This window comes from Aminobacter sp. P4_H6_2, assembly GCF_056400805.1.
The window spans coordinates 1-8,404 of sequence record NZ_JBFUKO010000202.1; the positions used below are offsets into that span (position 1 = coordinate 1).

General features: G+C 59.2%; 7 protein-coding genes. 3 read left to right on the top strand and 4 right to left on the bottom strand.

The genetic code is table 11. The features are described 5' to 3' along the window. Positions 1 to 120 precede the first annotated feature (120 nt). The 4 genes from AC1DUU_RS15675 to AC1DUU_RS15690 all read right to left on the bottom strand — a co-directional run bounded on the left by AC1DUU_RS15675 (position 121) and on the right by AC1DUU_RS15690 (position 5,282). Positions 121 to 1,110, bottom strand: coding sequence for a carbon-nitrogen hydrolase family protein (locus AC1DUU_RS15675; RefSeq protein WP_476784331.1), 990 nt, complete (start codon positions 1,108 to 1,110; stop codon positions 121 to 123). Positions 1,111 to 1,464: 354 nt separating this feature from the next. Continuing rightward, positions 1,465 to 2,220, bottom strand: a complete 756-nt coding sequence (locus AC1DUU_RS15680) for an alpha/beta hydrolase family protein (protein ID WP_476784332.1) — start codon at positions 2,218 to 2,220, stop codon at positions 1,465 to 1,467. A gap of 256 nt (positions 2,221 to 2,476) precedes the next feature. Next, a complete protein-coding gene (locus AC1DUU_RS15685) occupies positions 2,477 to 3,523 on the bottom strand; it encodes a GlxA family transcriptional regulator (protein WP_476784333.1) in 1,047 nt (348 codons plus the stop codon). A gap of 151 nt (positions 3,524 to 3,674) precedes the next feature. Continuing rightward, positions 3,675 to 5,282, bottom strand: a complete 1,608-nt coding sequence (locus tag AC1DUU_RS15690) for an APC family permease (protein WP_476784334.1) — start codon at positions 5,280 to 5,282, stop codon at positions 3,675 to 3,677. Positions 5,283 to 5,735: 453 nt separating this feature from the next. Here AC1DUU_RS15690 and AC1DUU_RS15695 point away from each other — a divergent pair, with 453 nt between their 5' ends. The 3 genes from AC1DUU_RS15695 to AC1DUU_RS15705 all read left to right on the top strand — a co-directional run. Beyond that, entirely contained in the window at positions 5,736 to 6,647 is a 912-nt protein-coding gene (locus AC1DUU_RS15695; protein WP_476784335.1) for a methylenetetrahydrofolate reductase, read from the top strand. 70 nt (positions 6,648 to 6,717) lie between these two features. Then, on the top strand, positions 6,718 to 7,908 hold the full coding sequence (locus AC1DUU_RS15700; RefSeq protein WP_476784336.1) for an aminomethyl transferase family protein: 1,191 nt from the start codon (positions 6,718 to 6,720) through the stop codon (positions 7,906 to 7,908). Between the two features lie 338 nt (positions 7,909 to 8,246). After that, positions 8,247 to 8,404, top strand: a 158-nt coding sequence (locus AC1DUU_RS15705) for a TetR family transcriptional regulator (RefSeq protein WP_476784337.1), incomplete at its 3' end; no start/stop codon positions are given.

Consider the following 8,404-nt stretch of genomic DNA (forward strand, 5'->3'; position numbering starts at 1 on the left):
CTCCGTTCTGTCTGTCCTGGGGTGGGATACGGACTGGCAGGTTTTGGCCTGCGAGATGAAGAAGCAGCCGATGTTGGGTGGTCAGCGAAGCAAGATGATCCGCTGACCGAAATACTGGGATCAGTACAGGTTTCGATCAGCGCTCCTTGGATCACTGGTCACCTGGTAGGCCGCGTAGAGCTCAGCGCGAGCCTTTCGTCGCCATGGGCGAGCGGGATTATCCCGGTCAATGGCGATATCCGTTACAACAAGATCAGGAGTTCCATCTGCCGCGCATTGCACGGCCCAATGACCGTTAGGCGCTGCGACTCCTGAAGGGGCGGTGACACTCTGCGGGGCATGGGCGGAGTAGCTGACCCAATACGTATTGCTGGCGGCGTGTCCCAACGCCTCGGCTGCGAAAGCCGGTGCGGCGGCTGGCAGTTCTCCGGTGGTCGAGAACAGTACACAATCGACGTCGAGCCGCTCATACTCTGCGAAAATCTCAGGGTAATGTGCCTCCATGCCCAGAGTGCAACCAAAACGAATGCCATCCACGTCGAACGTAACTGGAGCGTTTCCCGGGGAGTACATGAATGAGATTTTTGTGTTTGATAACATCCGCTCGTCGTAGCGGTTGACCAATTCCCCACGGTCAGAAATGACATAGAGGCTATTGTGCGGGCGGTTTGGCGAGGTGAGCTGATGTACCGACCCGAGCACCGTCCATAGCCTCAGCCGCCTGGCTAGCCTGCGGATCTCGTCCAGTTCACCACGTAGGGCCGTCCATTCGAAGCGGCTCCAGTCCGATGGGCCGATTTCTGCGGGGCCGGTCTTTGACATGATCCGCTTGTTTGGGGCGCAGGTCGCTCCCTCGGGAAAATGGATAAGGCGCGCACCAGCCTGATGAGCCCGCTCCATGAGGTGGCGGATTTCTGCGCCGCTGGCGTGAAGCGCCGCGATGTTGCGCGGATCGTTGGAAAGCGACGTCTGCGTTACAGCCAGTCGTATCGATTGAAGCGAAGAACTGTCTGCCCGTTGGCGGATGTGCCGGAGCGCAGCAGTGTAAGATTCGCCCGTCTTTGCCGCGCGGGCACGTACTCGGCGTTTGAGATTTTTGTTTTCCGTCATCTGAGGCCTTTCACGTCGCGAGCGCAGTTCCCCAGCAACCCGCCCGAAACGATCGGACCAAGATAGCGACCCGAGACAACAAGTCCCTTTGCCTCCGTTCAAGACCATGCTGGGGAAGGTCAAGGAGGTTGGGCGTAGGTCACGCCAACACTAAGATGTCGGTCCAGGTACCTTTAGTCAACCTGCCGCGAAATCCTTGGAAGCTCTGAGTTGCATGTCTGCTCTCAAACTGGGAATGGCCACGGACGACCGGATCGGGTGGGAAGCGGAATGCGGCTTTCGGGGAGAGGCCTACGAAAGCGGACCTTCAACTGACCGTTGCCATGCCCTCGGTCGGCCCGAAGCGGTCATAGGTCAATGAAGCGTTGCGGCTGGCGCAAATATTCGAATTAAGAAGTCTCGGAGGATTGGCGTGACCAGTTCTCGGGGAAGGCGATGACCGCCTTCGAGCGCGTAGAAGCTTACTGGCACACCTACCTGTGCAAGTGCCTCCGAAAATCGTTCAGCTTGATCGACAGATGCATGATCATCATACTTGCCGTGGAGAAGTAAGGTTTCCGCTTGAATCCTGTGCGAATGATGTAGTGCGGATCTATCCAAAAAGCTTTCGTTCGAAACACCTGCCTCTTTCTGGATCGCCTGCTGCAAGCCTCTCGAACTACTTTCGTAGGCTTCTCGCAGGTCATAAACGCCGCCTGTTAGGATGAGCGCCTTGAGGCCCTGGACTTTCGTGGCCACCATGGCAGATGCAACAGCCCCTCGGCTGTTTCCGTAGAGAACTATACGTGCGGGATCGACTGATGGCTGCTGCTTCAGAAACTCCAAAGCGGCTACAATCGCTTGCTGAGTAGTCGGGCCGCAGAAATCGGCGGGGCCGTCCGATGCACCAAAACCAGGCTGCGAGATTGCAGCCGCCGTTGCACCAAGACGGGACGAGAACCGAACCAGCGACCCGTCATCGACAGCCTCTTTCCCACCTAAGAGAAGTCCGCCCTGATTGCCATGTACGAACAGCATCGCCCCGTTCTTGGCCGCAGACGGTCGTGCCTGGAATAGTTCGACGCGAGCGCCATCGCCTCGATCGATGATGTGTTGCGTTACCGTCGACATGACCTCACCCCGCGAACCTGCGGGCGAGGATACGATGACACCCACCTCTGTCAATGTCCGGTGTTGGCGCGTTGCCGAACGTCAGAATCGGGGCCGTTTGCTGCCTGTCCGGTTTGCAGGTGAACGCATGCGATAGCTGCCTCTCGGCGATCACTTATCCTAGGCAAAATGGGGGATCATCTGAGTGCTTGCCGACCACGTACACCGGTCGTTACGACCAAGTCGCTCATTAAACACCAGTCGATAGGAAGGCCAGTCAAGCGCGGTCCAGCATTCGCAGCTCTCTCGGCAGCACCCCGAAATTATCGCGAAACGTCTTCGAGAAATGCGAGGACGAAACAAAGCCGCAGGCCACGGCCACATCCATGATCGGCATGTCGGTCAGTTCGATCAACTGCCGCGCCTTGGCCAATCGCAGGGCCAAATAGTGCTGGAAGGGTGTGCGTGACAGGTGGCGTTCGAAAAGCCTCTCGATTTGTCGGCGCGAAACAGCAACGCGGCGCGAGATTTCCTCGAGTGACAGCGGATCCTCCAGATTTGCTTCCATCAGTTTGATGATCGGTAACAACCGCTTTCCGGCACCGCTGTAGCGCAGGCCCGGCGGTACGGACTGGCAGCTGGCGCCGTCTCGCCATCGATCGGCCGCTACATGTTGGCAGATACTGCCTGCGAGGCTGGTACCACCCTGCTTTTGAACCAGATCCATGGCGAGATCGAAGGCGGCAAACTCTCCGGCGCAGGTGACGATCTGTCCGTGGCGGACAAACAACGCATCATCGACCGCAAGGTCTTCGAATTTTTCTGATAGGGCTGCCATCCGACTCCAGTGGATAGTGCAACGCGCGTGGCGCAAGATAGCTGCGTCAGCAAGCAACCATGCCGCGGTGCCGAGCGCGTAGATCGGCACCCTGGCCCGCAATGCCTGACGGAGGTAGCTGCGCAACACGGCACCCCGGAACCTCTCGACATTCTCGCCGGCGCACAGAACCAGGTTAACGTTCGGATGGAAGCTTTTCGCTACGTCCGCCAAGCTTCCGGCCACGCCCATCGATAGGCCGCTGGCGCATCGGACCGGGTTTCCGTCCAGGCTGTGGATTTTCCAATCGAATAGTGCGGAGCGCGTGAGCGAGTTGGCAAGTCGAAGGGGTTCTATCAGCGAGGCAAGGCAGAGCTGAGAGAAACCGGGCAGCACCAGCACAAGGAACTCTGTCGGCGGCTTCGAGCCGCGCAGCAGAACGGAGACATCAGCGTCCGGCAACGACGCCATTGCGGAAAATGCCGCATGCTTGTTCGGCGCGTTCATACGTTTCTCCTAATGCCTAAGAATCGAGCGCTTCGCCTTCCCAGCGTGATCCCGTTCACGGCTCGGATTTAGGCCAGCTGGTGCGGCGATGCCCGCCCGCACCAGCCATGTGGACGAAAGCGGAGCACACGCTTTCGTCCGGAGGAACCGGCTAGAGTGCCAGCCAGTGGGAGATTGCGACGACCGCAACACCGCCGGCGAGCGCCAGATAGGGCAGCATGCCAGCCTTGGTGGCCCCCTCCTCATGCGCCAAAAGCATGTCTTCCTTCATCGCAGCTGGGAAATGTCCCTTGTCCTGGATGTAGTGGCGGAACACGAAGACTGGCAGGATGAGCGCGGCGAAGAACAAGCCGGTCACCAGTGTCCCTTCGCCCCAGATGTCGGCGCCCATACCAAGGAAGACGAGGTTGACATAGCCCAGGAAGGTGCCTGCCGCGAGCAGCCAGTTCGGCGCCCGGAACGGGCGCTCCCAATTCTTGCGGTCGATGCGATGGATCCACCCGGAATTCAGATTCATGAAGATGAAGATAATGTAGCCGACATTAGACGCCGCCAGGATGAAAACAATATCCGACAGCAGAAGCAGGATCAGGTTGAAACCGAGATCAGTCCACATGGCGCGAGTAGGCGCACCGTGTTCGTTTACATGGTCGAGGTAGCGCGGCAGCCAGCCGTCGACCGCACCTTGATACAGCGTGCGTGAGGAGCCGGCCATGGCCGTCATGATCGACAGCAACAAGGTGCAGACGAGCATCACGACGATGACGTTAGTCATGATGCCGCCGGCATGGACCATTGCCGCCATCGCCTTGGCGACGCCCATACCGCTGTAGATATCGRGCGCCAGCATCCCAGCCAGGCCGAGCGATCCTTGGAAGGCAAGTGGTACGAGGATGAAGATGACGAGGCAGAAAAGGCCCGAATATAGCAGCGCCTTGAATGTGTCGGCGGCCGGGTTCTTGAACTCTCGGGTGTAGCAGACAGCTGTCTCGAAGCCGTAGGTCGACCACGCCGCCATCAGCATGCTGCCGGCGACAACCACCATGCCCTGCCAGTTCCAGGCGCCGTTGACGACATTGCCGGCGGCATCGTGGGTGAGCGGGACGAAGGGGGTGAAGTTCGACGACACGATATCGCCGGTGAAGAGCGGAACGACGCCGATCAGGATCAGCGGCAATAGGGACGAAACGGCGAAGATCTTCTGAAGCTTGGCTGTCGACAGGATGCCACGGTGCTGGATCGCAAAGACGATCAGCATCAATACAAAGCCAAGGAGAAAGGTCGCGTTGATGCGAAGTGTGAGCCCGGTGCGTAGCCAACCAAGATCGATGAGTGTGATCTGCCAGGTGTTGACCACTGAATCGGCGGGAAACAGTACGCCAAGGATGTAACCGGCCCCGAGGCTAACTCCGATCGCTAGCACGGGCGACCAGGCAAACCAGTTGCACCATACCGAGATGGGAGCCAGCAGTTTGCTGTAGCGCACCCAAGCGATTGCCCCATAGACGGACGCCCCGCCCGACTTGTGCGGGAAGAGGCTGGCGATCTCGCCGTAAGTGAAAGCCTGGATGAACCCCATCACGATCGAGGCAGTCCAGACCGCCACCGAAATGTTGCCGGCGGTGGCCGCGATCGGTCCGATGGTGAATAGGACCAGGGCAGGCACGCCGCTGGTGACCCAGAAGGCGTCTACCCAAGTCAGCGACCGGATGAGCCGGTGGTCCCGGTTAGCGGGGACCGTCATAGGTATGTCTGTCATTGATTTTCTCCTCCCAGAGCAATGCCGACATTTGTGTTGGGCGCAGGCCGCGCTGCCTTCTCCGACTATCGGCGGCGTTTTATTAGTACCATGGTACGATTAAATCAAGGTGCTCACGCATTTTGATCGCCTATCGCACCTTCAGGCGCGCCTTGGATGCTGAGACCAAGGGTTTATTTCGCGCTGCGGTCGCGCCGCCGAGCGGCATGGACATACCATTGGTTAACATATTGATTTAGTTGATGATATGGGAGAGCACTCAGGGTCGTCGCACCATTCGCGACGCCGGAAATACTCACGTCAATCGACCCAGTGGGCTGAGGCCAGGAAATGTTCGCGACAAATTCGGTGTTGCTATTATCGTATTGCCATACTAAATACGGCACCACATGACTGACCGAAGGCGAAAAAAGTTCCGCGGTTCGACGTCATGCAGTTAATGGGAGGAAGGGAATGAGATTGTCGGTCACGAGGAGTGATCTCGACGAGGCCATTGGCGCGCTCGTYGGAAACTGCTCCATAGAAGCATTGCCGAAAGACACGCAGAAGTTTGATGATCTTCGCGATCATCTTCCGGCAGGCACGCGTGTCTACGTCGCCTATACGTCAGGTTCAACCGCTGAAATCGTCGACGCCGCCGAAAAGCTCCGACATCAGGGCATGGAGCCGGTACCGCACATCCCGGCGCGACGCTTCGCAAGCCATGACGAACTCAAGGGGTTCCTCGGCAAGCTCGCCGCGCGCGCTGCGGTCAAGCAGGTCCTGTTGGTTGGCGGCGATGTGGCGCGCCCCGAAGGCCCCTACGCCGCCTCGCTGGATGTGCTGAGGACAGGCATGCTCGAAGGCCATGGCATTGAGGCCATCGGCTTGGCCGGACATCCTGAAGGCCACCCTGGAGTGGCCCGCGAAGCGCTGCGCAACGCCTTGATCGACAAGTGCGAATATGCCGCCAAGGTGGGCCTGGACGTGTCGCTTGTCACACAGTTCCTGTTCGACACCGACAAGCTGTTTGCCTGGCATGCCGACTTCGTCGAAAATGCCGCGCCCGGCATCGCCGTGGATGTCGGCCTGCCCGGCCTCGCCAAAATGACCACCCTCATGCGCTTCGCCAAGGATTGCGGCGTTGGCGCCTCTTTTGGCATGCTGACACGCCACGCCGGCCGCGCCTTCAAGCTGGCCACGTCCTTTTCGCCCGAAGACACGCTGCTCGAACTGGCAGATGGCGTGCGCAAGTCAGGGCGGCCAATTTTCCGGTCTGTCCACTTCTACCCGTTCGGCAGCTTTGAGAAGACGGCCGAATGGCTGCGCGGGCTGCAGTCGCAGAGACCTGCGCGCGGCCAGCCGCACCTGGCCGAGGCGCTCTGAGCGCCTGTCCAATCCCTGCAATTCCTATCCAATCGACAGAAATTCCGTTGTCATAACAGGAGGAACCATCATGACAGCCAACATCACCCGCCTCGTTGTCTCGGCCCATGAAGAGCCAGGTTGGGACTACGGCACTATCCGCGGACCCTACTCGCAATTCCACGTTGCCAACGGCGCGAAGTACACGGTCTACAACAATCGCCTGATGCCGGTGTCGCAGAAGATCGACCGCCTGGACGGCTATTGGGCGCTGCGCACCAAGGCCGGCCTGTTCGACACCGGCGAACGCCCTGTCCAGATCAAGGGGCCGGATGCCGCAAAGTTCTGCAACCGCGTGTTCACCCGCGACTGCGCAAAGCTGAAGCCCGGTCGCGCCGGTTACGGTTTGCTGTGTTACCCTAACGGTACGATCCTGTGCGACGGCGTGCTGATGCGTCTCGAGGAAGACACCTACTGGTACGTCCAGGCTGACGGTCCTGTTTTTTCCTGGTTCATTGCCCACTCGCAGGATCTCGACGTCGAAATCTCGGACCCGGAATCCTGGGTCACGCAGATCCAGGGCCCGGCCTCGCTCGACATCCTGGCGAAGCTCAGCGACACCGGCGTTCCGGCTGAATTCAAATACTTCTCAGTGGCTAGGACGACCATCGGCGGCCAGCCGGTTATCCTATCGCGCACCGGCTGGACCAACGAGATGGGATTCGAAGTCTACACGCTGCCGAACGGCGGCAAATTCGATGGCGCAGCCATGTGGGAACGCTTCATCGCAGCCGGCAAGCCGCACGGCATGGAGATCTGCGCACTCGACAGCATGGACATCCGCCGCATCGAAGGCGGCATCCTCAACAACGGCTCTGACATGGATGAAACCATGACTCCGTTCGAGGCTGGCCTCGGTGCATTCGTCGACCTTAGCAAGGACGACTTCGTCGGCAAGGCCGCGCTGGCCAAGGCCACCGGTTCGAACCGTGTCGTCGGCCTCAAGTGCCCAGGCGGCGAACCGCTTCGTCTCGGCGCAGTGTCGATCGGCGGCAAGAAGGTCGGTTTCGTCACTGCGGGCGCCTGGTCGCCCTATCTCAAGCAGGGTGTGGCGATCGTCCGCCTCAGCACCTCCATGGCTTCAGGAACTGCGGTAGAGGTGTTCTGCCGGGACGGCAACACGCATGTCGCGACCCTCGACGACATGCCGCTCTATGACAAGGAAAAGAAGATCCCGCGGGGCCTTGAGCCGAGCATTCCGGTCCAACACGCGGCCGAATGATCAAATATCGGCCCGTTAGCCAATCAGGCTGATGCYATCAAAATGCTTCGGACCGCGGACGGCCTCGGCCGCCCGCGGTCCTCTCTATTGTTTGATCCGGTCTTTCCGATAGGACATCGCAATCAACCTGATCGCCCGTCGCATGCGGAGCGACGGACCAAAGATTGACAACAAGCGTCGGCAAGCCGTGTTCGTCACTGGAGCTATTCTCCGAAGCCGGATACTACCTTGAGGTAGACGCTACGAGCACTGTCGCCTTGCCTCTGTGCTTTTTGGCGACGTGAGATACTATCGGGTCTGATTGCGCATGAGGATTTATTGAAATGCCGAAATTGGGCATGGCGCCCATTCGCCGGAAGCAGTTGATCGACGCCACCTATCTGGTTCTGCATCGCGATGGCATCGATGACCTAACACTGAAGAAGATTGCTACGGAGGCAGGCGTAGCCACTAGCATTATCACCCACTATTTCGGCACCAAGGAAGCGCTGATCGC